25 protein-coding genes are annotated in these 24,309 nt (G+C 60.2%); 7 read left to right on the top strand and 18 right to left on the bottom strand.

The features are described from left to right. Window positions 1–59: 59 nt before the first annotated feature. The 3 genes from PMI11_RS05565 to PMI11_RS05555 form a co-directional block, all read right to left on the bottom strand. A complete protein-coding gene (locus tag PMI11_RS05565; RefSeq protein WP_193385594.1) occupies window positions 60–995 on the bottom strand; it encodes a glycine--tRNA ligase subunit alpha in 936 nt (311 codons plus the stop codon). Between the two features lie 181 nt (window positions 996–1,176). Then, window positions 1,177–1,368 (bottom strand): hypothetical protein, encoded by a 192-nt coding sequence (locus PMI11_RS05560; RefSeq protein ID WP_007814309.1) that lies wholly within the window; start codon window positions 1,366–1,368, stop codon window positions 1,177–1,179. An 18-nt stretch (window positions 1,369–1,386) separates the two neighbouring features. Then, window positions 1,387–2,247 (bottom strand): S49 family peptidase, encoded by an 861-nt coding sequence (locus PMI11_RS05555; protein ID WP_007814307.1) that lies wholly within the window; start codon window positions 2,245–2,247, stop codon window positions 1,387–1,389. 193 nt (window positions 2,248–2,440) lie between these two features. Between PMI11_RS05555 and PMI11_RS05550 the strand changes: the two genes are divergently transcribed. Then, window positions 2,441–3,784 carry an Nramp family divalent metal transporter gene (locus PMI11_RS05550; protein WP_007814305.1) on the top strand — a complete coding sequence of 448 codons (1,344 nt, stop codon included), beginning with the start codon at window positions 2,441–2,443 and terminating at the stop codon, window positions 3,782–3,784. 82 nt (window positions 3,785–3,866) lie between these two features. Here PMI11_RS05550 and PMI11_RS05545 read toward each other — a convergent pair whose 3' ends face one another. Together PMI11_RS05545 and PMI11_RS05540 are read right to left on the bottom strand one after the other, a co-directional pair. Continuing rightward, window positions 3,867–4,643, bottom strand: a complete 777-nt coding sequence (locus tag PMI11_RS05545; RefSeq protein ID WP_007814302.1) for a tRNA1(Val) (adenine(37)-N6)-methyltransferase — start codon at window positions 4,641–4,643, stop codon at window positions 3,867–3,869. A gap of 4 nt (window positions 4,644–4,647) precedes the next feature. Further along, entirely contained in the window at window positions 4,648–4,875 is a 228-nt protein-coding gene (locus PMI11_RS05540; RefSeq protein WP_007814300.1) for a putative signal transducing protein, read from the bottom strand. 109 nt (window positions 4,876–4,984) lie between these two features. Here PMI11_RS05540 and PMI11_RS05535 point away from each other — a divergent pair, with 109 nt between their 5' ends. From PMI11_RS05535 to moaB, 4 genes are all read left to right on the top strand, one after another. Further along, window positions 4,985–6,001: a polyprenyl synthetase family protein gene (locus tag PMI11_RS05535; protein ID WP_007814299.1), complete on the top strand. Its 1,017-nt coding sequence runs from the start codon at window positions 4,985–4,987 to the stop codon at window positions 5,999–6,001. Between the two features lie 202 nt (window positions 6,002–6,203). Beyond that, complete coding sequence (locus PMI11_RS05530; protein WP_007814297.1) at window positions 6,204–8,036, top strand: tetratricopeptide repeat protein; 1,833 nt, start codon at window positions 6,204–6,206, stop codon at window positions 8,034–8,036. Between the two features lie 6 nt (window positions 8,037–8,042). Next, the gene (locus PMI11_RS05525; RefSeq protein WP_007814295.1) at window positions 8,043–8,936 is read left to right on the top strand and encodes a 4-(cytidine 5'-diphospho)-2-C-methyl-D-erythritol kinase; all 894 of its coding nucleotides are present in this window, start codon (window positions 8,043–8,045) and stop codon (window positions 8,934–8,936) included. After that, window positions 8,936–9,487, top strand: coding sequence for a molybdenum cofactor biosynthesis protein B (gene moaB, locus PMI11_RS05520; RefSeq protein ID WP_007814293.1), 552 nt, complete (start codon window positions 8,936–8,938; stop codon window positions 9,485–9,487). The genes PMI11_RS05525 and moaB overlap by 1 nt, the downstream gene beginning before the upstream one ends. Window positions 9,488–9,509: 22 nt before the next feature. On the opposite strand, the gene PMI11_RS05515 is transcribed toward moaB, so the two are convergent. After that, window positions 9,510–9,824 (bottom strand): hypothetical protein, encoded by a 315-nt coding sequence (locus PMI11_RS05515; protein ID WP_007814292.1) that lies wholly within the window; start codon window positions 9,822–9,824, stop codon window positions 9,510–9,512. Between the two features lie 178 nt (window positions 9,825–10,002). Further along, complete coding sequence (locus PMI11_RS05510) at window positions 10,003–10,521, bottom strand: glycosyl transferase (protein WP_037070768.1); 519 nt, start codon at window positions 10,519–10,521, stop codon at window positions 10,003–10,005. A 138-nt stretch (window positions 10,522–10,659) separates the two neighbouring features. On the opposite strand from PMI11_RS05510, the gene PMI11_RS05505 reads away from it, so the two are divergent. Together PMI11_RS05505 and PMI11_RS05500 are read left to right on the top strand one after the other, a co-directional pair. After that, window positions 10,660–11,817, top strand: coding sequence for a PA0069 family radical SAM protein (locus tag PMI11_RS05505; RefSeq protein WP_007814287.1), 1,158 nt, complete (start codon window positions 10,660–10,662; stop codon window positions 11,815–11,817). Window positions 11,818–12,044: 227 nt separating this feature from the next. After that, window positions 12,045–12,737, top strand: coding sequence for a ribonuclease HII (locus tag PMI11_RS05500; RefSeq protein WP_007814284.1), 693 nt, complete (start codon window positions 12,045–12,047; stop codon window positions 12,735–12,737). 238 nt (window positions 12,738–12,975) lie between these two features. On the opposite strand, the gene PMI11_RS05495 is transcribed toward PMI11_RS05500, so the two are convergent. The 11 genes from PMI11_RS05495 to PMI11_RS05445 form a co-directional block, all read right to left on the bottom strand. Then, window positions 12,976–13,467, bottom strand: coding sequence for a F0F1 ATP synthase subunit B (locus tag PMI11_RS05495; protein ID WP_007814282.1), 492 nt, complete (start codon window positions 13,465–13,467; stop codon window positions 12,976–12,978). A gap of 3 nt (window positions 13,468–13,470) precedes the next feature. Next, the gene (locus tag PMI11_RS05490) at window positions 13,471–14,091 is read right to left on the bottom strand and encodes a F0F1 ATP synthase subunit B (RefSeq protein ID WP_007814280.1); all 621 of its coding nucleotides are present in this window, start codon (window positions 14,089–14,091) and stop codon (window positions 13,471–13,473) included. 78 nt (window positions 14,092–14,169) lie between these two features. Beyond that, window positions 14,170–14,397, bottom strand: coding sequence for a F0F1 ATP synthase subunit C (locus PMI11_RS05485; protein WP_003588243.1), 228 nt, complete (start codon window positions 14,395–14,397; stop codon window positions 14,170–14,172). A 67-nt stretch (window positions 14,398–14,464) separates the two neighbouring features. Beyond that, on the bottom strand, window positions 14,465–15,217 hold the full coding sequence (locus PMI11_RS05480; RefSeq protein ID WP_007814277.1) for a F0F1 ATP synthase subunit A: 753 nt from the start codon (window positions 15,215–15,217) through the stop codon (window positions 14,465–14,467). 59 nt (window positions 15,218–15,276) lie between these two features. Next, a complete protein-coding gene (locus PMI11_RS05475; RefSeq protein ID WP_007814275.1) occupies window positions 15,277–15,615 on the bottom strand; it encodes an AtpZ/AtpI family protein in 339 nt (112 codons plus the stop codon). A 385-nt stretch (window positions 15,616–16,000) separates the two neighbouring features. Further along, a complete protein-coding gene (locus tag PMI11_RS05470; RefSeq protein ID WP_007814273.1) occupies window positions 16,001–17,179 on the bottom strand; it encodes a cell wall hydrolase in 1,179 nt (392 codons plus the stop codon). A gap of 217 nt (window positions 17,180–17,396) precedes the next feature. Further along, a complete protein-coding gene (locus tag PMI11_RS05465) occupies window positions 17,397–19,295 on the bottom strand; it encodes a potassium transporter Kup (RefSeq protein WP_007814271.1) in 1,899 nt (632 codons plus the stop codon). Window positions 19,296–19,313: 18 nt separating this feature from the next. After that, window positions 19,314–20,291 carry a magnesium transporter CorA family protein gene (locus PMI11_RS05460; RefSeq protein ID WP_007814270.1) on the bottom strand — a complete coding sequence of 326 codons (978 nt, stop codon included), beginning with the start codon at window positions 20,289–20,291 and terminating at the stop codon, window positions 19,314–19,316. Between the two features lie 405 nt (window positions 20,292–20,696). Further along, entirely contained in the window at window positions 20,697–21,848 is a 1,152-nt protein-coding gene (locus PMI11_RS05455) for an Mrp/NBP35 family ATP-binding protein (protein WP_007814266.1), read from the bottom strand. A gap of 569 nt (window positions 21,849–22,417) precedes the next feature. Further along, window positions 22,418–23,149 carry a LuxR family transcriptional regulator gene (locus PMI11_RS05450; protein ID WP_007814265.1) on the bottom strand — a complete coding sequence of 244 codons (732 nt, stop codon included), beginning with the start codon at window positions 23,147–23,149 and terminating at the stop codon, window positions 22,418–22,420. Between the two features lie 260 nt (window positions 23,150–23,409). Next, complete coding sequence (locus PMI11_RS05445; RefSeq protein ID WP_007814263.1) at window positions 23,410–24,225, bottom strand: IclR family transcriptional regulator; 816 nt, start codon at window positions 24,223–24,225, stop codon at window positions 23,410–23,412. Between the last annotated feature and the right edge of the window lie 84 nt (window positions 24,226–24,309).

Here is a 24,309-nt window from a genome sequence, read left to right as displayed (position 1 = left end):
GTCCATGCAACGTAAAAGAAGAATGGTTCAAGAAGCAGAGAATTTTTTCGGGGCTACTTTTACGCCGCCTCTTTCGGGAGATTTAGGCCACCCGCATCCGTCAGCAGGAACGCTTCGCCGCAGGCTTTGGCGAGTGTGCGCACGCGCAGGATATAGCTCTGGCGTTCGGTGACGGAGATCACGCCGCGGGCGTCGAGCAGGTTGAAGACGTGGCTGGCCTTGATGCACTGATCATAGGCCGGGAAGACGCATTTGTGCAGGCGCTGGTTGGCATTGTCGCCCGGCGCGCCGGCGGCGAGCAGCGCCTGGCATTCCTTCTCGGCATCGATGAAGTGACGATGCAGCATCTCGGTATTGGCGAATTCGAAGTTGTGGCGGGAATATTCCTGCTCGGCTTGCAGGAAGACATCGCCATAGCTGATCTTCTCGTCGCCTTCGCGGCCGTTGAAGTTCAGGTCGTAGACATTGTCGACGCCCTGCACATACATGGCGAGGCGCTCCAGACCATAGGTCAATTCGCCGGCGACGGGCGAGCATTCGATGCCGCAGATCTGTTGGAAATAGGTGAATTGCGAGACTTCCATGCCGTCGCACCAGCATTCCCAGCCGAGGCCCCAGGCGCCGAGTGTCGGGCTTTCCCAGTCATCCTCGACGAAGCGGATATCGTGCAGCAGCGGATCGAGGCCGATGGCAGCGAGCGATCCGAGGTACAACTCCTGCAGGTTCGGCGGGTTCGGCTTCAGGATGACCTGATACTGATAGTAGTGCTGCAGGCGGTTCGGGTTTTCGCCGTAGCGGCCATCGGAGGGGCGGCGGGAGGGCTGAACATAGGCGGCCTTCCAGGGCTTGGGGCCGAGGGCGCGCAGCGTGGTCGCCGGGTGGAAGGTACCCGCACCCACTTCCATGTCATAGGGCTGCAGAACCGCACAACCCTTGTCCGCCCAGTAATTATGCAGGGTCAGGATCAGCGCCTGGAACGAACGCTTGGGGTTCATGTGGTCAGGAATGGCAGCAGACATGGAACGGCACCGATTGCTTGGAATATGAGCGCGACAGGTGCCACGGAGGGCCGCAGGGGTCAAGACTTTTGAACTGCGTCCCGACAAACCTCACAAACGGCCAGCCGGTCAGCGATCTCGATTGCCGACCGTCAACGCTCAACACGCACGCTTCGGCCTATTCGTCTTCCCGTTTCAGGCGATATTCGCCCGTTGATGGATCCTTTACCAGCGTGCCAATAGCGCCCGTCTGGCGCTCCTTCTCGGCGCGACGAGATTTTTCAGCAAGCCTCTGCGCATCAGAAACAAAACGGCGATAAAGCCACCAGCCCGCGCAGACGAGGATCAATAACGTAATTAGTTGTGCCATATCCCCTCGTATCTCCCGTCAAAGCCCGTAACGGCTCCACAATGCTCTTTCCTCCGCCGCTTCGACAAGCCCCGATGCAAGACCGGACGCCGCACCGTCAAACGAGACCGGCGAGACACCGGGAATGCGACGGCCCAGCAGCCCGCGGGTGGCCGTGACGAGCTGCAGCTTCGTTTTCTGGCCGTAGCGTTTCTTCAGTTCCTGGCGCATGTCGCCGAGCCCGTCGATCAGGCCGAGTTCCAGGCCGCGCGTGCCGCTCCAGAAGAGGCCGGAGAAAACTGTCGCATCGTCCGTCAGCTTGCCGGCGCGGCGCTCGCGCACCATCGAGATGAAGACCTGATGGATCTCAAGCTGCAGGCTCTTCAGATATTCGATGTCCTTTTCCTTCTCGGGCTGGAAGGGATCAAGGATCACCTTGTTTTCTCCTGCCGTATAGACGCGACGCTCGACGCCGATCTTCTTCAGGAGCTCCGGAAAACCGAAGCCGCCGGAGACGACACCGATCGAGCCGACGATTGACGTCGGATCGGCGATGATCTCGTCACCCGCCAGTGCAATCATGTAGCCGCCGGAGGCCGCCACATCTTCCACGAAGACCAGCACCTTCTTCTGCTTTTCACGCGCAAGCTCGCGGATACGCGTGAAGATAAGGCGGGACTGGACGGGCGAACCGCCCGGCGAATTGATGGAGATGGCAACGGCGGGTGTGTCCTTCATGGAGAAGGCCTTTTCCAGCACCGGCGCAACATTGGCGAGATTGAGGGTCGGGCGGAACTGACCACCGCCGCTGATGATCGCGCCCTGCAGCCTGACAACGGGGACGACGATCCCATCCCCGCGAAACCGCTTCGGCATCAGCTTTCTCAAAAATCCAGCCATTTCTCTTCCTTCACCATGATCGGCGGCGCCAGCATGCATATGCACATTACAAGGGCATTGCATGTATGCGCTGCAACGACAAACGCAATGGCCAAGCTTCAAAACATCGCCTCCCTATTTTCTTGTTGCGAATGACTTGCATTATCATTCTAATCAGGCATAGTGCCGGCATGGCAAAACAGGTGAAAATGGCATGGACATCGTAAATCCGAATGCAAAGGGCGGCTGGCGGACCGAGCGCGGGGAGGCTTCGCTCTCCGATGTCTACCGTACGATTGGCACGGGGCGGCACAGCTCCACGTGGCGGCGCGCAGCGGCCTTCCTCGGCCCCGGCTACATGGTGGCGGTCGGCTACATGGACCCCGGCAACTGGGCGACCTCGCTCGCCGGCGGATCGAAGTTCGGCTATGCGCTGCTCACCGTCGCACTGCTTTCCAATCTGATGGCGATCGTGCTGCAGTCACTCTGCGCACGTCTTGCAATCGGCTCCGGCCGCGACCTGGCGCAGGCTTGTCGCGATGCTTATCCTGGTTATGTCGCAGTGCCGCTCTGGGCCTTTGCGGAAATCGCCATCATCGCCACCGATATTGCCGAGGTGATCGGCACGGCGATCGGTCTCAATCTGCTTTTCGGAATTCCGCTCGAAATCGGCGTGCTGATCACCGCGCTCGACGTCTTCGTCATCCTTCTGCTGCAGAGGCTCGGCTTCCGCTGGATCGAGGCCTTCATCATCACGCTGCTCGGCGTCATCGCGGTCTGCTTTGCGGTGCAGATCTTCCTTGCCGACCCGCAGTGGGGCGCCGTCATCAGGGGCTTCCTGCCTACGACCGAGGTCGTCACCAACCCGGAAATGCTCTATCTGGCGCTCGGCATTCTCGGTGCGACCGTGATGCCGCACAATCTCTACCTTCACTCCGGCATCGTGCAGACGCGCTCCTACGGCCATACCGTGCCGGAGAAGAAGGAAGCGCTGACCTTTGCGACCCTCGACTCCACCGTGGCGCTCTGCTTCGCACTCCTGATCAACGCCTCCATCCTGATCCTTGCCGCAGCTGCCTTCAATGCCAACGGCAAGACGGATGTGGTGGAACTTGGTGAGGCGCATTCGCTGCTGTCGCCACTGCTCGGTCTTGCTATTGCGCCCACGCTCTTCGGCATTGCGCTACTCTGCTGCGGCTTGAATTCCACGGTCACCGCCACGCTTGCGGGGCAGATCGTCATGGAAGGCTTCCTGAAAATCCGGCTGAAGCCCTGGGTGCGGCGCCTGATCACCCGTGCCATCGCCATCGTTCCCGCGGCTTTTGTGACGATCTGGTACGGCGATCAGGGCACGGCGGAACTGCTGATCCTGACCCAGGTGGTGCTCAGCCTGCAACTTTCCTTCGCCGTCTTCCCGCTTGTGATGTTCACAGCCAGCAAGGCGAAAATGGGCGAACTGGTCGCCCCGAAGTGGCTCAGCGCCATCGCCTATGTGGTCGCTATCGTGATCGCCGGCCTGAACGTCAAGCTGCTCTTGGACTTCGTGACCGGGGGCTAGAATTTGTTCTCAGGCAATTCCGGAATCGATTTTCTTCGCAATTCCGAACGGAAAACCGCTGCACAGGTTTCCTGGAATTGCTTCAGAGCCTGCCATAGGCCGCACGGCCATTGTTGAAATCATCGACGAGAGGGGAGAACTTGTGGCTCCCCTCTTCGTGCATGATGAGGGGGGCACGCAGCGATAGCCTTGCGCGAGAACCCTTGATCGCCGTCACGAGGATGCGGACGGCGTTTTCCCCTTCACGCGGATGAATGGCGGTGATCTCGATGCCGCCGAAGCGCCTGCCGCAGGCGTCGATGATCTCGGCGATCGATTGCGGCCTTGCGATCAGCGACAGTTGTCCGCCCGGCGTCATGATGGCCCCGGCCGTTCGGATCCAGCTCTCGAAAAGGCCATCTGTCATGGCATGGGCTTCAGCCTTCAGCGCATCCGGCGTCCTGCGGTCGCCGGCATCGTTGAAAGGCGGGTTCATAATAACGTGATCGAAGCTTTCGTCGATCAAGCCTGCGTCATTGCGTGCCTTGGCGGTCAGCGTGACATCGACTTCGACGACCGAGACGCGGCCCGCCATGTGGGCATTTTCCGGGAGTGCCGTGCTGCGGCGAGCGTAGTTAGCCATCTCCGCCGATCGCTCGAAAAGCACGACCTCGGCCTTCGGAAGGCGGGAGGCGACGGCAAGACCCGCCGCACCCGCTCCGGCGCCGAGATCAGCCACCCTTATGGGGCGATCATCAGCAACAAGGGCCGCGAGCAGCATGGCATCCATGCCGGCGCGATGCCCCCTGCCCTTCGGCTGGACGATATGGAAGAGGCCGCGATGAAAGGCGTCTATGGTGTCAGTCACCGCCTGCGTCATCCTTTCACTTCCGCTCGCGCAATTCGCCGCCAAGACCCGCATCGGTAAGGATGCGACGGGCTTGATCGGCCATCGCCTCGTCTACCAACAGGCGGCGCGGCAGCATGCCGAGCGAGCCCTCCAGCACGCTCATCCCCTGGTCGGCGATGAAGCACGCAATTCCCGCATCCTTCATGAGGCTCTCGGCAAAAGAGAGCAGAACGGGATCGTTTGCGCGGATAAGCTCATGCATTTGCCGTCATTTTCCCTTCCGAATTTGCTGGCAGCGACAATTCACCCCTTGCCGCCTCCATCGCCCCTTTCTATTGTCAAAGGCAACGAATGAACAGGAGTCCGGGTCGTTGGGCGTGGTCATACCGCTTGAAGAAAACAAAAACAAACTGGCTTCCATCAAGCCGCTGGTGGACCTCACCAAGGCCGACATGGAGCGGGTGAACCAGCTTATCCTTTCCAAGGCCGGCTCCGATGTCCAGATGATCCCGGAGGTGGCGAACCATCTCATCTCCTCCGGCGGCAAGCGCTTGCGGCCGATGCTGACGCTCGCTGCGGCCTCGCTCTTTGGCTACAGGGGCGAGAACCACATCAAGCTCGCCACCTCAGTCGAGTTCATGCACACGGCAACGCTGTTGCATGACGACGTGGTGGACGAAAGCGACCTGCGCCGCGGCAAGTCGACCGCGCGGACGATCTGGGGCAACCAGGCGAGCGTTCTCGTCGGCGACTTTCTGCTCGGCCAGGCCTTTCGCATGATGGTCGAAGTCGGCTCGCTTGAGGCGCTCGACGTGCTTTCCTCTGCCGCCTGTGTCATCGCCGAGGGCGAGGTGCTGCAGCTTTCCGTCGCCAAGAACATGGAAACGACCGAGGACGACTACCTCTCCGTCATCCGCGCCAAGACGGCAGCACTCTTTGCCGCTGCGGCAGAAGTTGGACCCATCGTTGCCGAGACCAGCAAATCCAACCGCAACGCGCTGAAATCCTACGGCATGAATCTCGGCCTCGCATTCCAGCTCGTCGACGACGCGCTCGATTACGGCGGCAAGGCTGCCGATCTCGGCAAGAATGTCGGCGACGACTTCCGCGAAGGCAAGATCACCCTTCCGGTCATCCTGGCCTATCGCCGTGGCACGCAGGACGAGCGCGCTTTCTGGCGCGATGCAATCGAAGGCGGTAACAGCAGCGATGCCAATCTGGAAAAGGCGCTCGGCCTGATCACCAAATACGGCACGCTGAATGACACGATCCAGCGGGCCGTCCACTACGGCACGATCGCACGGGACGCACTGGCGCCGCTGCCGGACAGCCCCTGGAAATCGGCCCTGATAGAAGTCATCGATTTCTGCATCGAGCGCGTGAACTGACGCGTGCTTCCGCGAGGGGCATGTCTTTGCAGCAAAGCCGCCGCACGTTTTTGCGCGGCGGCGCTTTAATCAAACGTCCTTGAACGTGGGCTGAATTTCTTGCAGGGCCGCTTCAAAAAAGCCATCCTGTTGTGAATCAGTGTTTGCAACTGATTTTGCGGTCGGCCCATTGAGTCGGCCGTCCCTGAAGAAAGGTTTTCTAATGCGGCAGAGATTTGTCACCCGTCTCCTTTCGAGCGCAGCCCTGGCGGCAGTGCTTTCGCTCGGTGGGATCGGCGGTGTGAGTGCCGAAGACGCGGCCAAGGCGGATGATGCCGGCAAGACCGTGACTTTCGATCCGGACAGCGTATCCACCTTCTCAGGCGCGTTTCTCGCTGCCCGCACGGCCGATGTGGATCACGACTATCCGACGGCGATCGAGCTCTACAAGAAAGCCTTGCAGATCGAGCCGGGCAATCCGGAAATCCGCCAGCGCCTGATGATCTCGCTGCTGCTCAACGGCGACATCAAGGACGGCGTAAAATATGCCAACGACCTGAAGGGCGACCCGACCGTCGAGCGGATCACCACGATTGTGCGCGGCATGGACGCGATGCGCCGCGGCGAGTTCAAGACGGCGGAATCGATCCTGAAATATGACGGGCCGAACGATCTCGACCGCATGATGAACGACCTTCTGCTGGCCTGGGCGCGTGTCGGCGCCGGCCGCGGCAAGGAAGGGCTCGCCATGGTCGAGAAGATGAAGGGACCGGATTGGGTCCGCATCTTCCAGAACTACAATGCTGGGGCGATCGCGATCGTCAACGGCGACGTCAAATCTGCCCGCCAGCATCTCAATGATGCCGTGCTGGACAAGGAAGGCGGCGCAACTGCACCTGACACCTTCATGCGCGCCATCATGGCTCTCGCCCGCCTCGAAGCCTCGCAGGGCAACAAGCAGAAGGCGCTCGATGCTGTCTCGGTCGGCGACAACCTGCTGCCGAACTACACGCCGCTGAACGCGCTGCGCGACAGCATCGAAAAGGGCGAAAAGCAGGAGCAGCAGGTCAAGAGCGCCGAAGAGGGCGCGGCTGGCGTGCTCTTCTCGGTCGGCGGCGCGCTGAACCGCGATGGCGCTGAGGACATTGTCTCGCTCTATCTGCAGACGGCCAATGCGCTCGATCCGAACAGTGCTGATACGCTGGTGCTGCTCGGCGGCATTGCCGAAAAGCAGAACCAGATGGACCGAGCGATTGCGCTTTACCAGAAGGTGCCGGCGAATTCGCCGATGCGTCGCATATCCGAGCTGCAGCTGGGCCTCGCGCTCGCGCAGGGCGGCAAGGTGGACGAAGCCCGCAAGCACCTGCAGTCGCTGATCGCTTCCGACCCGACGGATATCAGAAGCTACCTCGCCTATGGCAGCGTGCTTTCCGACGCCAAGGATTATCAGGCGATGGCCGACAATTACGACAAGGCTGTCGAGGTGATCGGGCCGCTGCCGGGCCGCGCCGACTGGAGCGTCTTCTTCCAGCGTGGCATCGCCTATGAGCGGCTGAAGAAGTGGGACCAGGCGGAGCCGAACTTCCGCAAGGCGCTCGACCTCAATCCGAACCAGCCGCAGGTTCTGAATTATCTCGGCTATTCCTGGATCGACATGAACCGCAACCTCGATGAAGGCCTTGGGATGATCAAGAAGGCCGTCGAGTTGCGTCCTGACGACGGTTATATCATTGACTCGCTCGGCTGGGCCTATTTCCGCCTCAACCGTTACAACGATGCTGTCGATGAGCTGGAACGCGCGGCGCAGATCAAGGCTGGCGACGCGACGATCAACGACCATCTCGGCGATGCCTACTGGCGGGTCGGCCGCAAGCTGGAAGCCGTCTATCAATGGAACCGGGCGCTCGCCTCCGAACCCGAGGAAGCCCAGATCCCGAAGATAAAGGAAAAGGTCGCCAACGGCCTGCCGGCACAGGACGACGACTCCAAGACCGTCGACAAGAAGCAGCCGGACCCGCAGCCGGTGACGCCGCCGCCGGTCGACAAGAAATCCTGAGGCCGCATGCCTGACATGGGCATGCCGCTTTCCGTGACAGGCGATTTCGCCGTTACTGAAGATGCCTGCGCAAAAATCAATCTGGCCCTGCATGTGACGGGCCAGAGGGCTGATGGTTACCATCTTCTCGAAATGCTGGTGACATTTGCGCGCCATGGCGACCGGCTGGGCTTTGCGCCTGCCGATGCCGATGATTTCACGCTTTCCGGCCAGTTCGCCGATGTGCTTGCCGATGACCCCGGCACCAATCTGGTGCTGAAGGCGCGTGACCTGCTGCGGGGAGCGGCAGGCGGTGCTCCGCCCGTGCGCATCCATCTTGAGAAGAATCTGCCGGTCGCTTCCGGAATCGGCGGCGGCTCTGCCGATGCGGCAGCGACGCTGCGCGGGCTGATGCGCCTATGGGGAGTGACGCTTCCCACTGAGACGGTTGCCGCGCTCGCGCTGAGGCTTGGGGCCGACGTGCCGATGTGCCTGAAAAGCACGCCGCTGATCGCACGCGGTATCGGCGAAAAGATAGAGACGGCCGATGCCCTGCCCTCGTTCGCCATGGTGCTCGCCAATCCGCTGAAAGGCGTTTCCACGCCGGAGATCTTCCGGCGGCTTGTCACCAAGAACAATCCTCCGCTGGTTCTCAAGAAGACACCGCACTGGATGGAAGCCATACGGGCGACACGCAATGATCTTGAGATGCCGGCACGAGAGCTGGTTCCCGAAATCGCCGAGATTTCAAACATGCTCGCGGCAGAAGGCGCGCTTTTCACCCGCATGTCCGGCTCTGGTGCGACCTGCTTCGGCATTTTCGAGACACCCGTTGCTGCGCTGCGTGCCGCTGAGCGTCTTCACGCGGCCCGCCCGGACTGGTATTTCCAGTCGACGGAGACTTTCGCAGGAGGTGCATGATGGCAGGCCTGGACGAAAAACGAGCTTTTATACCCCTCGGCATTGCGGTTCTGACCGTTTCGGATACGCGTACGCTGGCAGACGACAAATCCGGCGATACGCTGGTGGCACGGATTGCAGAAGCGGGACATCAACTGGTCGACCGCGACATCGTGCCTGACGACCGCGAGAGGATCACCGCACGCGTGCGCGCCTGGACTGAAGCCAAGGAGATCGACGTCGTCATCACCACGGGCGGGACCGGATTCACCGGCCGCGACGTGACGCCCGACGCGCTGGAGCCGCTCTTCGAAAAGCGGATGGACGGGTTTTCGGCCGTGTTCCATCGTATTTCCTACGACAAGATCGGCACCTCGACGATCCAGTCGCGCGCTACGGCAGGTGTTGCCAACGCCACCTTCATCTTCGTGCTGCCGGGCTCGCCCGGCGCCTGCAAGGACGCTTGGGACGGCATCTTGAAGGGACAGCTCGACTACCGGCAGATGCCCTGCAATTTCGTGGAGATCATGCCGCGGCTGGACGAACATCTCAAGCGCGGCGCGACGAAATAGACTGGTTCCAATAGCGGCATCGCTATGTCGCGAGGCCCGGCAGAGTGGGCATCGTTTCCCAGCTATCACCTGATAGCAGCACGCAGCTTATGCCGTGAACGTCCGTGACCACGAGAGTCCAGGTGCCGCTTTCGGCGGCATAGACCTCGAGAATGGCGTTCTGGTTAATCAGTCCGACCGCAGTGAGCTTTTCACCAAAGTTGCTGTCCAGGAAATTGACGATCTCGGATCGGCCTGCGCAACTGCGCATCATCTGCGATGCTGCCGGATGCGGATGCGCGATCACCAATGTCGTCAATATGACGGCCAGCAGGCCGTGGACCATATTGCGTAGCATGACGCACCTCCTTTCGCCGAGAACCCGGCAGAAGAGGAGATTTTCGCTGACCAGCTCTGCCGTTCACCGGCATTCCATGGCCATCCGTTGCGAAGCGAGGCGCTTCGGCGGCGCCATACCCAGATTATAGCGCGAAATCCTATTGGGCGCCATCTTTTCGCAATATCGAGGAGTGCAGCTACCGCGCGGCGCGGGCGACCCAGGAGGGAATCAATTCGCTGGAGAGTTGGCGTGGCTTCTGTGCCTTGACGAATTCGGCAAGACGCATGCCGCTCTTTGCAGCTGAAATGGCAAGTTTCTTCGGCATGAGCAGGCCGAGTTCCAGCGGCGGCCTGGCACGGCCGACGCGCTGGAAAAAGGGGCGGCGATAGCCGCGTGAGGCGGTGAAGCGCGCAGGAACCTTGTTCAAGGCCACATATTCCGAGACTTCGTCGATCCAGCCTGCCTGCGGTCTTGCGCCGGGTTCGACGAAGAGCAGCCATTCGCCGCGAGCGGAACGGATGATGTCCTTGATATCCCACTGCGAATGGAAACGGCAGCCGGCAGCATCCGCCACCCGCGAGGTGCCGTCGCGCGAGCCGTGATCGAGCACGACCACGTCGCTGACGAGGCCTTCCACGGCGCCTGCCACCAATACCGATAGAGTCTGGGCCAGCTCAGGTTCCTGATCCTGGCATTCAAGAACGACAGTCAACATTGCCTGTTTATAGAGCGCCGCACAAAATTTTGCCAGCACCACTTTCCCCATTTTGTTCTTGCATTGTTCTCCTTTTGCGGATAGGAATATAATCATCAAAACGAGCGGGGATCGAGCGTTTCGCCGCTGGAGAATCCAATGAGACCACAGTCCCTTGCAGGGCAGGCCGCATTTGCACCTGCCAATACGGCAGATATTGCCGACGCGATGATCGCGGCCTCGGGGCTGCGTATCGAGGTTGACCGGCGGCGTGGCCGCGGCGCGGGGCTGAACCCTAGCGGCCGCTTCGAGCCCACGCAGCGCGAGACCTTCGATGATGGCTGGCAGACGCTCGAGGAACTGCCGCCCTTCAAGACGGATGTGCAGATCGAGAAGCCACGCACGGCGATCACCCGCAACGAATCTCCCGATCTTTCCTTCGACCGGTCAATCAACCCCTATCGCGGCTGCGAGCATGGCTGCATCTACTGTTTCGCCCGACCGACGCATGCCTATATGGGCCTCTCTGCAGGACTGGATTTCGAAAGTAAGCTCTTTGCCAAGCCGGACGCGCCGAAGCTTCTGGAGCGCGAGCTCGCCAAACCTGGCTACAAGGTCCGCGTCATCGCGATCGGCACCAATACCGATCCTTATCAGCCGATCGAAAAGGAGTGGCGCATCATGCGGCAGATTCTCGAAGTGCTGAACAAGGCGAACCACCCCGTTGCTGTTGTCACCAAGTCGGCGATGATCCTGCGCGATCTCGATATCCTCACGGAGATGGCGGCGAAGAACCTCGTCCGCGTCGGCATTTCGGTCACGACGCTTGACCGCAAGCTCGCGCGCCTGATGGAACCACGCGCTTCGACGCCGACGCGCAGGCTGGAGGCGGTCCGCGGGCTTTCCGAGGCCGGTGTGCGCACGTCAGTGATGGCGGCGCCGATCATCCCAGCGCTCAACGATCACGAGCTGGAGCGTATTCTGGATGCCGCGAAGGCCGCAGGCGCGGAAGAGGCAAGTTATGTGCTGCTGCGGCTACCGCTGGAGGTGAGCCCGCTGTTCCGCGACTGGCTGCTGCAGAACTATCCTGACCGTTATCGCCACGTCATGTCGCTGGTGCGCTCAATGCGCGGCGGCAAGGATTATGATGCCGAGTTCGGCAAGCGGATGAAGGGCGCCGGGCCTTACGCCTGGCAGATCGCCCGCCGCTTCGAGATGGCGGCAAAGCGGTTGGGGCTGACCCGGCGAAGCCTTGCCCTGCGCGACGATCTCTTCGTGCCGCCAAATGGCAGCGGCGTGCAACTTTCGCTGCTGTGATTGTTTGCTTTACGCAATTCCGGACGCGAAACCGCTGCGCACTTTTGCTGGAATTGCTTTTGTTAACGAGCTTGCGTGAGGCGTGAAGAAGACCTGCCCTGCGTCTTCTGCCTTGCGCAATTCCTGCGGATGGCCCTGACCGCACCATCCGCCGGACTGCCCCCGGCCGTCGCCGCCCTGATCCGGGGGCTTGCAGGAAATCGGGTTGGCGTGCGAGTTTCAACCGCATGAAACGTCGCACGTCACCCGATTCTCCTCTGCTTTTTGAAGAGGTCCCCCTCGTGCCGGATTTCCGGCTGGAGCTTAAAGCCCGCAAGGCTGGCCATTGGCCTGTCGCCGGCGCCGACGAGGCTGGACGCGGGCCGCTTGCCGGACCTGTTGTGGCTGCAGCTGTGATCCTCGATCCCAAGCGTATTCCCGAGGGCCTCAACGATTCCAAGCAGCTTTCGGCTCAGAAACGCGAGGAGCTGTTCGTCCAAATTCTTGCGACCGCAACAGTCTCCATCGCCTCGTCCAGTTCCACACGCATCGACGAAACCGATATCCGCAAAGCAAGCCTCGACGCCATGCGCCGCGCGATCTGCGGCCTTTCCATCCCGGCAAGCTATGTGCTGACGGACGGGCTGGACGTGCCGACTGGGCTCGATTGTCCCGGTCAGGCGGTGGTGAAGGGTGACGCGCGATCCGTTTCGATCGCTGCCGCCTCCATCGTGGCGAAGGTGACGCGCGACCGAATGATGGCGCGCGCGCATCTGGTGTTTCCCGAATATGGTTTTGCCGCCCATGTCGGATATGGCACGGCGCAGCATCGCTCCGGCATCGAGAAGCACGGGCCTTGCTCACTGCATCGGATGAGCTTCCGGCCACTCCGCAAGGACGGCGTCGTGGGAGAAATGAATGGGGAGATGCTGGAGGAGTAAGCTCCAGCGCGAGATCGGCTCCGTTTCCCTGCAAACCACGGGGATGGGAAAGTGTCAGAGACATTCCATTTGCCGTAGCCACACCGAGCGTTTCGGGAGGAGCTTCCGAAAAGGGTGATCCGTTGTTTTTCAGCTCTGCCCATCACAGGTTCAGACATCACACCAAGCACAACAGCATCCGCCAAAAACAGAAAAGCCCCGCCTTGGCGGGGCTTTTCTAATCCCATAGAGCCGCAGCTCAGTTCAAACGGGTCTTCACTTCGCCGACGGCCTGGCCGAAGAGTTCGGACTGAACCTTGCCATCGGCCTGCTTGCCAATGACGGATTCAGCGGCTGCGATGGCGAGATCGACTGCAGCAGAGCGAACAGCCTTCATTGCGTCGGCTTCGGCCTGCTTGATCTTCTGTTCGGACAGAGCCGTGCGGTTGGCGACGAATTCCTCCGTCTTCTTCTTCGCCTCGGCGGTCAGCATTTCAGCTTCGCGCTCGGCAGCGGCAACGATGTGAGCGGCTTCGGCTTCAGCTTCCTTGCGCTTGCGCTGATATTCAGCGAGCAGGTGCTGGGCTTCTTCGCGCAGACGCTTGGCTTCCGCCAGCTCGTTGCGGATCTGGTCGGCACGGTCGTCAAGCGACTTCGCCATCATGCCCGGAACCTTCAGGTAGACGATCAGTGCCAAGAAGAGAACGAGGCCAACGAAGGCGAAGAAAGTTGCATCAAAAGCAAATTCCATCGATCAAGCCTCCTTTTTGGCGGCTGCAACGGCAGCGGCGACATCAGACTGGGCAGTAGAGCCGCCGATGAGCTGTTCGACAACAGCTGCTGCGGTTTCCTCGGCGATGGCACCGACATCGGCAAAAGCCTTTGCCTTCACATCGGCGATACGGGCCTCGGCAGCCTTCAGCTTTTCGTTGAGGCTAGCCTCGACCACGCGGCGATCACCCTCGGCCTTTACCTTGGCAGCATCGCGAGCGGCAGTGCCGATCGAGTTTGCCTTGGCACGGGCAGCGGCGAGTTCGCCTTCATAGGTTGTGACCGCGGCATCGGCCTCAGCCTTCAGGCGGCCGGCCTCTTCGACATCCTGCGAGATGCGGTTGTGACGCTGCTCGAGGATCGCGCCGATGCGCGGTGCGATGACCTTTTGCATGAGCAGGTAGAAAATGACGAACGTAATCACCAGCCAGAGAAGCTGGGATGCGTAGGTCGACGAATCGAAAGGCGGGAAAGGCCCACGCGCGTGCTCGCCTTCGGGGACGCCGGTCTCGGTATGGACCTCGCCGGCAGCCGGAGCGGCATGCGCATCCGTCGCGGCTCCCGCCGGAACCTCTTCAGCGTAGGCCGGGGTCACAAAATACATGCTCACCTCCAGGTGTACTGCAAATGCAAAGGATCACGGCTCGCTGTTCGCAGGCCGTGATCCATCAATCCACCGATATTAAACGGCGAAGAGGAGGAGAAGAGCGACGAGCAGCGAGAAGATGCCCAGAGCTTCCGTAACGGCGAAGCCGAATACCAGACGGCCGAACTGGCTGTCAGCAGCAGACGGATTGCGCAGAGCGCCGGAGAGGTAGCTGCCGAAGATATTGCCGAGGCCGAGAGCCGTACCGGCCATACCAAAGCAAGCCAGACCTGCACCGATGAACTTTGCTGCTTCCGCTTCCATGTTGAACTCCTTTGAAATGGTTGTTGCGGCGAATGACTGACGCCCTTTGACGTCGATGTCGTTATCCTTAGTGCCCGCCCGGATGGATCGCGTCATTGAGGTACATGCAAGTCAGCACCGCAAAGACGTAAGCCTGGAGGAAGGCGACGAGGAACTCGAGACCGGTCAGGGCGACGGTCATGATGAGAGGAAGAACGGCTCCGCCGACACCGACTGCACCAAGGGCTCCAAGCGAGGCGACGAAGCCTGCGAACACCTTCAGCGTGATGTGACCAGCGAGCATGTTTGCGAAAAGACGAACCGACAATGAAATCGGACGGGACAGGAAGGAAATGATCTCGATCGAGACAACCAGCGGCAACAGAATGCCCGGCACGCCCGAGGGCACGAAGACATTAAAGAAGTGGAAGCCGTGCTTATAGAAGCCGTAGACCAGAACCGTGCCGATGACGAGGATCGCCAGCGCGAAGGTGACGATGATCTGGCTGGTAATCGTGAAGAAATACGGGAACATGCCGAGCAGGTTTGCCGTCAGCACGAACATGAAGAGCGAGAAGACCAGCGGGAAGAACTGCATTCCCTTGGTGCCTGCCCCTTCCTTCAGCATGCCAGCGATGAACTCGTAGGACATTTCGGCAAGCGACTGCGAACGGCCCGGAATAATGGCGCGATTCGTGGTCGAGAAATAAAGGAAGCCAGCGGCAACGGCAGCCGAAGCCACCATGAAGAGAGATGCGTTGGTGAACGAGAAATCAATCCCGCCGATCTCGATCGGCACAATCTTGAAGATCTGGAACTGATGAGTCGGATCGTTTGACACCGGTTGCTCTCTCTCTTTGGCCCGCCTAAGAGGCGGAAATTGCACTGGACCAGACGGCCCTATTTATCAGTGTTTTGGCGATCCAGGGGTTGGGCGACCTTCCCCGCAGCGCGCAAAACATTCAAAACGCCGGCACAGAATCCAAGAAGCAGAAGAACAATCAACCCCCAAGGCGTCGTGCCAACAAAATGGTCGAAGAGCCAGCCGAGCACAGCACCGACAACGATGGCGGAAATGAATTCGCTCGAGAGCTTCATCGCCTGGGCATAACCTTTACGGCTCTGCTCGGCACTGGCCTCCCGCGCCTCTTCCTTCCTGTCATCGACATGTCTGGAGGCTAGTTCCGCTTCCAGCTGCCGACGGCGCTGCTCAAGACTTTCTTCGCGGTCATCCGCCATCGTGCTCTCCTCCGCTCCCGTCGCCCGCAATCCCGCTACCCCGGTTTTCCGAACCACGGACGCAAAGGTTAAAGAACCTTCCGGCCCGTTCTGAAGTCGCGCGCAACATAGTTTTAGGGATTAGCATAGTCAAGGCGTAGAGAGCTTGTGTCCAGCCATAAAATAACCGCAAAAAATCAAAGATTTAAGCGGAATTTGGCCACTCGCACCCGATTTCACCGAAAGAATCCGTCGTCGAACGGCGCCGGGCGGCGAAAAAACGGCAATCGGCCGCCCTTTTGCCGAAAGCGTGTCGCGATCCCTTGGATTCGCTGGTCACGCTTTAGGCTTTTGCTTCACGCATGTCGTTATCGCAAAACCGCTGTACAGTTTTGCGCGACATGCTTTAGCTCCAGCCGCCGCCATAGGTGCGGTAGAAGACATGCATGCCGATACGGCCGACCTTTTCCATGGTCCCGGCCCAATTCGGCCGGACGTAGACGGCATGGTAATGCGTGGCCGACCCCACTTGCGGCAGCCAGATCTTGCCGGCGGTCACGGCCATGGCAACATCGCGAGCGACGCGCCAGTGATACTGCGAATTCACACGGTCCTTGATGTTGTCGCAGGCGAAGGAAAACTGGCAGCGATTGCGCCAGTCTTCGTTCTGGTAGACGACGCCGCAAATAGTCTTGGGATAGGCGGGGTTGCGGACGCGGTTGAGGACGACCTGCGCGACGGCTGCCTGCCCCTTCACCGATTCGCCACGCGCCTCGAAATAGATGCCTGAAGCCAGGCATTGCTGCTCGCGGGCGGAAAAGACGCTGGGCGGCAGGATGCTGGCAGCCCAGGCATGGTCCTTCGGGCCGATCTGCGGCACGAAACGGCCGTCATCCTTGTCGGTCAGGATGGAATCGAAAGGCGACTGGCGGGAATAATCCGGTGCGGCAGGTGCATAGGCCGTCGCCAGCACATCCGCCTTATTGCTGGTCACGAGGCTTGCCAGCATTGCCGGTACAGCAGTGTTCGGCTGCGGCACCGGCTGCGTCTTGTAGAAGGCCGTGGCAATCTCGATCTCCTTGCCCTTGATCGCCGGCTTCACGAAGGCAGACTTGTCCTTGAGATCGAAGACCGGGCGGAAGAGGAGTTTGGTGCGCTCAAGGATGGAGCCGGCGGAGAAATCCTTCGGCGGCTGCACCTTTTCGACGGCGACGACACGGCCCTTCTTGGCATTGCGATTGACGCGATCCTCGTCCGGGCTGCCTTCATTACCCTTCTCACCAGAGACGAAGGCAACCTTGCGGCCATCGGGCAGCACCATGCCTGCACCTGATACGATCGAGCCGGTGGCAGCGGGATCGGCAAAGGCGAGTTCTGCCTGGTGGATGGAGCCTGCGGGCGAATTGGTCAGAACCATGCGCCAGCTTTCGCCATCATTGTCGAGACCGGCGAGCATGGTGGCAAGATCGGCATGAGAGGCGACGCTCGGGAAGATCAGCCATCCGGCCACGCCGAAGATCGCGGGAGAGACCCAATTCTGGGGCAATAGACGCAGCTTGCTGCGGAAGCGGCCATTTCGACGCAACGCGGACTCCGGGCATGGGACGCGGGAACAGTCCCAAGAAAATCTCGCATTAACCTTGATAGCTGGTTAACGACCTGTCCCGGAATATGCCCATGAGGATTTCTGCATATTCTAATGCGGCTGACATTTTCGTGAGATGGATCATCTCGCCCCGCCCATTCCCGTGCCGGTCACAGAAATGGGAGAGCGCGAGATGGCGTCCTCTCTTCGCTTCCCGTCAAATGATGACGTGCGAACCCAGTTCCACCACGCGGTTGGCCGGAAGGCGGAAGTAATCGGAGGGGTTGGCGGCCGCATTGGCGAGCGCGATGTAGAGGCGGTCCTGCCAGTAGGGCATGCCGGACTTGGCATCGGGCACCAGCTTGCGGCGGCCGAGATAGAAGGACGTCGTCATGATGTCGAACTTCAGGCCGGTCTTGCGCAGCGCCGCCAGCGCCTGAGAGACGTTCTGCGATTCCATGAAGCCGAAGAGCAGTTCCACGCGCGAGAAGCGTTCCGAGATCTGCTCGACCTTGTAGCGTTCCTGCGGCGAGACGCGCGGCTTGTTGACCGTGCGGATCGTCAGAATGACGTTGCGGTCATGGAGCACGTGGTTGTGCTTAAGATTGTGCAGCAGTGCGGCGGGTGCGGAATCCGGATCGCTGGTCAGGAAGATCGCGGTGCCCGGAACATGGGCCGGCGAGTGCTCGCTCTTGCGCTCGATGGAGCTGACGAAGGAGGCGAGCGGAATGTCGGTATGACGGGTCTTTTCCGTCAGGATCGCCGTGCCGCGACGCCAGGTCCACATGATGACGGTGAAGGCCGTCGCAATCATGATCGGGATGTAGCCGCCGTCATGGATCTTCAGGAGGTTGGCGCCCAAGAAGATCAGTTCGAGAAGGACCAGCGGCAAGAGCGCGATGATGGCAACCGGAAGCGACCAGTTCCAACGGACGCGGACGAATTCGAAGGCCATGATCGAGGTGACGACCATCGCGCCGGTGACCGAGATGCCGTAGGCGGTCGCCAGCGAATCCGAGGTCTTGAAGCCGAGCACGAGGAAGATGACGCCGAAGAACAGCACCGCGTTGACCGAAGGCACAAAGATCTGCCCGGTATTGGTCTCTGACGTGAAGAGAATTTCCATGCGCGGCAGGAAGCCGAGGTTGATTCCCTGACGTACGAGCGAGAAGGCGCCGGTGATGACGGCCTGGCTGGCGATGATCGTCGCGCAGGTCGCGAGGATGACGACTGGCAGCAGCGCCCACTTCGGATACATGAGATAGAAGGGATCGGACATCGTCATCGGATTGCCGAGAACGAGCGCGCCCTGCCCCAGATAGTTCAGCGTCAGCGACGGGAAGACCAGCGCGAACCATGCCCACTGGATCGGGCGACGGCCGAAGTGGCCGAGGTCTGCATAGAGGGCTTCAGCACCCGTCACCGTCAGGAAGACGGCGCCGAGAACGACGATGCCGTAGAACCCCTCATGCAGCAGGAAGCTGATGGCATAATAGGGGTTGAAGGCGGCAAGGATGCCGTAGTCATCGGAAATATGGGCGATGCCGGCGGCGGCCATGACGAGGAACCAAAGCGCCGTGATCGGGCCGAAGAATCGCGCGACCGCCCCTGTGCCATGCGACTGCACGACGAAGAGCAGTGCCAGAATTGCTACCGATATGGGCACGATATATTCCGACAGCTGCGGCGTCACGAGCTTGATACCTTCGACCGCTGACAGAACCGAGAGCGCCGGGGTGATCATGGCATCGCCGAGGAAGAGTGCCGCGCCCATCAGGCCGAGCAGCATCAAAAGCGCTGTGTGGCCATTGGCGGTCTTCATCAGGAGGGCGAGCAGCGACAGCGTGCCGCCTTCGCCGTCGTTGTCGGCGCGTAGCAGGAAGAGCACGTATTTGATGGTGACGATGATCGTCAGAGCCCAGATCATCAGGGAAATGAGGCTGATGACCTCGAAACGGGTGAGACCATCATGGGCGACCGGCTTCAGCGCTTCGCGGAAGGCATAAAGCGGGCTCGTGCCGATATCCCCGTAAACGACACCTACAGAGCCTAGCGCAAGATAAAAGAGCTTGCGCGGCGTAAGGTTACGTTCTTGAGAATGGCTTTCTTCAGACATGAAGTAATTACAGGCTCCTCAGAGCCAGCCTTTCCAGCGGAAAAAGAAGAAGGGAATGACGGCGGAGATCACCATGAGGCCCAGCGAGTAAGGATAACCCGCGGCAAGGTGCAACTCCGGCATGAACTCGAAATTCATGCCATAGATGGAGGCGACCAGCGTCGGCGGCAAGAACACGACCGAAGCAATCGAAAAAATCTTGATGATGGCATTCTGCTCGATGTTGATGAGGCCGAGCGAGGCGTCGAGCAGGAAGGTGATGTTGCCGGCGACGAAGGAGGCATGTTCCGAAAGGGACTGGATGTCGCGCGAAATCGTCCGGCAGAGTTCCTTGGTTTCCTGATCGTGCTGCACGACAGGGATCGTATAGAAGAAGGTGAGAAGGCGCGAGAGCGAACCGAGACTATCACGCAGCTTGCTGATCATGCGGTGATGGCCAGCAATGTCCTTCAGCTTCTCTTCCAGATAGTTCGAGGGCTTGCGTACCTTCTTGGCGCGGTCACCGAACACATGCACCGAGAGGATGTCCAGGCGAGACACCGACATTTCCAGAACTTCGGCGGTGCGATCGACGATGGTTTCCAGGAGCTTGGCAAGAAGGGCGGCGCCGCTGCGCCACTGCTCCGGTACGCGATGCAGGGCGGCGATGAAGAGTGCGAAGGACTTCGGATGCGCGTAGCGTATGGTCACCAGCTTGTCGCCGGCAAGGATGAAGGCGACATCCGTCAGGGTCGGCGCTTCCGTTTCCGCTTTCCATATCAGCGAAGCGGTCATGTATACGGCATTATTTTCGACATAGAGGCGGGCTGACGGCTCAATCGCCCTGAGATCGTCGCGGGTCGGCACTTCGATGCCAAGGATCGTTTCGACATGCAGTTCCTCCTCGCGAGTCGGTTCGACCATGTCGATCCATACCACATCCGCCGGAAACTCCGGAGGATTGGCAAGATCACGGATCTCGACCGACTTGCAGTTGGAACAGTATGCGGTGATCACAGCCCGCATCTCCGGCGCCGGCAGCGCCCAGCCGTCTTAGCCCTTTTCATCGAAAGCCCTTCCATGCCCACGCGAGCGCGGTGACGCCAGGGCGCACTCGCCATCGATCGTAACGGAAGCGGATAAAGAAAGTTCATACAACTCCGGTCATGTCCGGCCTTTCCGGCCGGGTTGCTCCACCGCATCGCAGTCACCAATCCTTCGATCGACAAGTCAACTCCGAATATGCAGAGAGGCCGGAACCTTCATCGACAGGCGGCCATCACAGAGCATTTGCAGACGCGCCATCATGGCGCCGGCGCGCATATGAAGCAAAGCCGGAAAATAATCAAGACATCTTACGTGAACTGCGCCCTTTCATCTCATTTCCCCCACAATTCGAGGTGAGTGGCCAAGTGATTCGCACTATTCGAAGACGATCGCAGGCGCTTCGCGCTGCGGCTTTTCACCGATCTGTTCCCAGACCTTGGCAGCGATGGCACGGTAGATGCCGGCAACAATGCCATTCGGATCGGAGGCGACAAGCGGCGTTCCGGCATCCGAGGTCTCGCGGATATTCATGGTCAGCGGCACTTCGCCGAGGAAGGGTACGCCGATGCGCTCGGCCTCCCTGCGGGCGCCGCCGTGGCCGAAGATGTCGTAACGCGTGCCGGTATCGGGCGCGACGAAATAGCTCATGTTCTCGACGATGCCGAGAACCGGCACTTCGACCTTGCGGAACATGTTGAGGCCCTTACGGGCATCGATCAGCGCCAGATCCTGCGGTGTGGAGACGATCACGGCGCCGGCGAGCGGCACTTGCTGGGCCATGGTGAGCTGAGCGTCACCGGTGCCGGGCGGCATGTCGACGACGAGAACGTCGAGTTCACCCCAGGCGACTTCGCGCAGCATCTGCAGGAGGGCGGACTGAACCATCGGTCCGCGCCAGATCATCGCGGTTTCCTCATCGACAAGGAAGCCCATGGACATGACCTTGAGGCCGTAATTCTCCATGGGATTGATGATACGGCCATCGATCTGGGTCGGTCGGCCGGAAATCTTCAGGAGGCGCGGCATCGAGGGGCCGTAGATATCGGCATCGAGAATGCCGACGCGAAGACCATTTGCCTGCAGGCCGAGGGCCAGATTGACCGCCGTTGTCGACTTGCCGACGCCGCCCTTGCCCGATGCGACGGCGATGATGGCGCCGATGCCGGGAACGCCGATCTTGGCGGTACGCGGCGGCTGCTGCGGGGCATGGGAGTGGCCGTGATGGCTATGGTCAGCCTGCGGGACGGGGCGCGCTGCGGGTGCATTTGCGGCGGCCTTCTTGTCTGCCGTCAGCGCCACGAGCGCACCTTTTACACCCGGCATTTCCTTGATCACACGCTCGGCAGCAAGCCGCAGCGGCTCCAGTTCCTTGGCGCGTTCCGCCGGCACGGTGATCGAGAAATAGACCTTGCCATCGGAGATGAAGACATCGGAAACCATGCCGAGTTCGACGATGTTGTGCTCCAGATCCGGCCCGCGCACGGTCTTCAGCGTTTCCAGAACCTGTTCCTTGGTGACCTCGGTCATTCCGCCCTCACTGCTTTTTCGTCTTCAGTAAATAGTGGAGGCCAGCAGCTTCGCCAAACAAAATCGGGCGGCAGGCACATCTCGCATTAAAGGAAAGGCAGCGCGTTCTCTCTCCGTTGCGGTCATCAAGTCCGCTGGGCTCTCGCCCTGATGACCGCAACGGACTCCCCGAGAACCGGCGCAATTCGGGGCGAATTAGAGCAAGCGGAAAAAAAGGCCAGAAAAAAATGAACGATATCGTCCGGTTTCGGAACAGGGCAAAAGGTGGTTGCCCAAACGCAACAACCGCCGCCGATATCGGAACGCCGGGAGAAAGCGGCAGCGATATCAGACGGCGGCGTGTCGGTCGCGCCGTTGAGCTGGCGCTGTTTTCAAAGTCCCCTCTGGACCTCTGCTGATAATGATGCACGAAGCATGCCAACTGCGGAATCCGGGGAAAAGGATGATAATTGTTCAGTCCAGGGCCACCAGCAAAGGGAATGGCGCTCACATATTGAGCACGGCGGCAGCGACTGACGATATTTTAGGCCGGCATTGCCTAGTTAATCAGGGGCCTACTTAATCGGAGCCTACTTGATGAGGCCGATGCGTAACGCCTTGGCGACGGCCTGCGTGCGGTTGACCGTATCCAGCTTCTTGGTGGCGCGGTTCAGGTAGTGATTGACCGTATGCTCCGAGAGATCGAGGATTTCGGCAATCTCGGCACTGGTCTTGCCGGCGGCAGTCCAGTTGAGGCAATCGATCTCGCGGTCGGTCAGCGTATCGGTTATGCGCGTATCGAGATTGCGGATCTCGGCCAGACGATCGAAGACATGGATCGCGATATAGCTGAGCTCGCGCATCTCTACCGGGGTGAAAGGCTCGCGATCACCGGCGAAGGAGACTGCACCGCGCGCGCCCGACGGTTCATGCGTCGGAAAATAGGCGCAGCGCATCATCTTGAAGCGTTCAAAAAGGGTTGCAACAACACCTGTCTTGCCGTCGTCGCGCGGCCAGTTGGTGCGCGACGTATCGTAGAAGAAAGGCAAGGTCGACGTGCGCAGCCGCCGCAGGACCGGGCTGTTCACCATCAATCCTTCCTGATCGTAGATGGACAGCAATTCCGCCGGCCAGCTCGTGATGATCGTATTGCCCTGCAGGTCGAAGGAGGTAATCGGCGGCAGGTTCAGAACCATGAAGGCCCGGCTGCGATAGGCCTCCGTCACCCGCTTCATGAAGCGGAAGATGTCGAACTGGGTCTTTAGACTGGCGACCTCCTGGACATAGGCGTCTTCCACCGAAGTTTGCGGTAAGCTTGCCATCAGATTTTTCGCCTTCGAACCGAGCTTTGGGTAAACCGCTGGCAGCCTGTGTAGAAAAACGCTCAGGTGCAGGGTGGGTTACACAACCCCCGTCAGATCAATAGGATTCAGCCTCGGCGTGCAGCGCGTTCGGCCGGTGAATTGGTGATGATTTCGCGGACGACCCCAGTTGGCGTGATTCGCCGTCAAATCTCAATAATGCACTCATCATAAGCATGCTATGTATACGACGTCCAGCAATGACCACGGTCAAATCGGTTTCAACGCCTCGGCCCGAGGCGGATGCGCATTTCGTCCATGATTTTCCGTGCTGTCACCTGAACCGGAACGGCCCATTCCTGGAGAAGTTCCATCGACAGCCGGTAAGTGGGACCGGTGACAGAGACCCCGCCGATGAAGGAGCGATCGTCCGACCAGATGGGGGCAGCCACACAGCGGATGCCCGCTTCGTGCTCCTCGCGATCGAAAGCATGACCGGCCGCAGCGATTTCGCCGATTTCCGCCAGCAGGCTTTCAGCGTTCACATGCGTCGCTGAGGTGAAGCGGTTGAAATGCAGACCGGGCAGCAGTTCCTCGATTTTATCTCGTGCGAGCACCGAAAGGGCCGCCTTGCCGACACCGGTGCAATAACAGGGCGAGGCATTGCCGATCTGTGAATACATGCGCACCGGCTGGTGTCCTTCGACCTTGTCGAGATAGATGATGGAGGAGCCGCGCAACACGCCGAGATGGACGGTCTCTCCCGTCTCCCGATGAAGGGCGGCCAGATGCGGCGCGGCAATCAAGCGGAATTCGTTGCGCGCCCAGCTTCGTGAGGCGAAATCGAGCAGCCGGAGCCCAGGCGCATAACGGCCTTCGACGTCAAGTTCAAGGAGTCCTTCCTCCACGAGATGGCCGAGTTGTCGGTGCAGCGTGCCGCGCGGCTGATTGGCAAGTGCGAGGATATCGGTGAAACGCAAGGGGACATCGGCATGGGTGACGAGATCGAGTAGCACCATGAGCTTGCCGAGCGTGCCAGTGTCACGCGACGCGCCTTTGTCATCTGCCTGCGCCATGCTGTCGCCGCTAGAGCTCATTGCCTTTCCTACCCTTGACAGGAAAGGCAGCCTAGTCGGATAATTCCATATAGTCAAATTAAGTTCCAGATAGTGGAATAAATA

It is taken from the genome of Rhizobium sp. CF142 (genome assembly GCF_000281145.1).
Lineage (GTDB): Bacteria > Pseudomonadota > Alphaproteobacteria > Rhizobiales > Rhizobiaceae > Rhizobium.
This window is presented reverse-complemented; position numbering and strand designations above follow the sequence as displayed.

Excerpts from the sequence above, each read along its gene's own strand:
- PMI11_RS05565 (WP_193385594.1), bottom strand. The coding sequence starts at position 995 with ATGAACCCCAAGCGTTCGTTCCAGGCGCTGATCCTGACCCTGCATAAT.
- PMI11_RS05560 (WP_007814309.1), bottom strand. The coding sequence starts at position 1,368 with ATGGCACAACTAATTACGTTATTGATCCTCGTCTGCGCGGGCTGGTGG.
- PMI11_RS05555 (WP_007814307.1), bottom strand. The coding sequence starts at position 2,247 with ATGGCTGGATTTTTGAGAAAGCTGATGCCGAAGCGGTTTCGCGGGGAT.
- PMI11_RS05550 (WP_007814305.1), top strand. The coding sequence starts at position 2,441 with ATGGACATCGTAAATCCGAATGCAAAGGGCGGCTGGCGGACCGAGCGC.
- PMI11_RS05545 (WP_007814302.1), bottom strand. The coding sequence starts at position 4,643 with ATGACGCAGGCGGTGACTGACACCATAGACGCCTTTCATCGCGGCCTC.
- PMI11_RS05540 (WP_007814300.1), bottom strand. The coding sequence starts at position 4,875 with ATGCATGAGCTTATCCGCGCAAACGATCCCGTTCTGCTCTCTTTTGCC.
- PMI11_RS05530 (WP_007814297.1), top strand. The coding sequence starts at position 6,204 with ATGCGGCAGAGATTTGTCACCCGTCTCCTTTCGAGCGCAGCCCTGGCG.
- PMI11_RS05525 (WP_007814295.1), top strand. The coding sequence starts at position 8,043 with ATGCCTGACATGGGCATGCCGCTTTCCGTGACAGGCGATTTCGCCGTT.
- moaB (WP_007814293.1), top strand. The coding sequence starts at position 8,936 with ATGGCAGGCCTGGACGAAAAACGAGCTTTTATACCCCTCGGCATTGCG.
- PMI11_RS05515 (WP_007814292.1), bottom strand. The coding sequence starts at position 9,824 with ATGCTACGCAATATGGTCCACGGCCTGCTGGCCGTCATATTGACGACA.
- PMI11_RS05510 (WP_037070768.1), bottom strand. The coding sequence starts at position 10,521 with ATGTTGACTGTCGTTCTTGAATGCCAGGATCAGGAACCTGAGCTGGCC.
- PMI11_RS05505 (WP_007814287.1), top strand. The coding sequence starts at position 10,660 with ATGAGACCACAGTCCCTTGCAGGGCAGGCCGCATTTGCACCTGCCAAT.
- PMI11_RS05500 (WP_007814284.1), top strand. The coding sequence starts at position 12,045 with ATGAAACGTCGCACGTCACCCGATTCTCCTCTGCTTTTTGAAGAGGTC.
- PMI11_RS05495 (WP_007814282.1), bottom strand. The coding sequence starts at position 13,467 with ATGGAATTTGCTTTTGATGCAACTTTCTTCGCCTTCGTTGGCCTCGTT.
- PMI11_RS05490 (WP_007814280.1), bottom strand. The coding sequence starts at position 14,091 with ATGTATTTTGTGACCCCGGCCTACGCTGAAGAGGTTCCGGCGGGAGCC.
- PMI11_RS05485 (WP_003588243.1), bottom strand. The coding sequence starts at position 14,397 with ATGGAAGCGGAAGCAGCAAAGTTCATCGGTGCAGGTCTGGCTTGCTTT.
- PMI11_RS05475 (WP_007814275.1), bottom strand. The coding sequence starts at position 15,615 with ATGGCGGATGACCGCGAAGAAAGTCTTGAGCAGCGCCGTCGGCAGCTG.
- PMI11_RS05465 (WP_007814271.1), bottom strand. The coding sequence starts at position 19,295 with ATGTCTGAAGAAAGCCATTCTCAAGAACGTAACCTTACGCCGCGCAAG.
- PMI11_RS05455 (WP_007814266.1), bottom strand. The coding sequence starts at position 21,848 with ATGACCGAGGTCACCAAGGAACAGGTTCTGGAAACGCTGAAGACCGTG.
- PMI11_RS05450 (WP_007814265.1), bottom strand. The coding sequence starts at position 23,149 with ATGGCAAGCTTACCGCAAACTTCGGTGGAAGACGCCTATGTCCAGGAG.
- PMI11_RS05445 (WP_007814263.1), bottom strand. The coding sequence starts at position 24,225 with ATGAGCTCTAGCGGCGACAGCATGGCGCAGGCAGATGACAAAGGCGCG.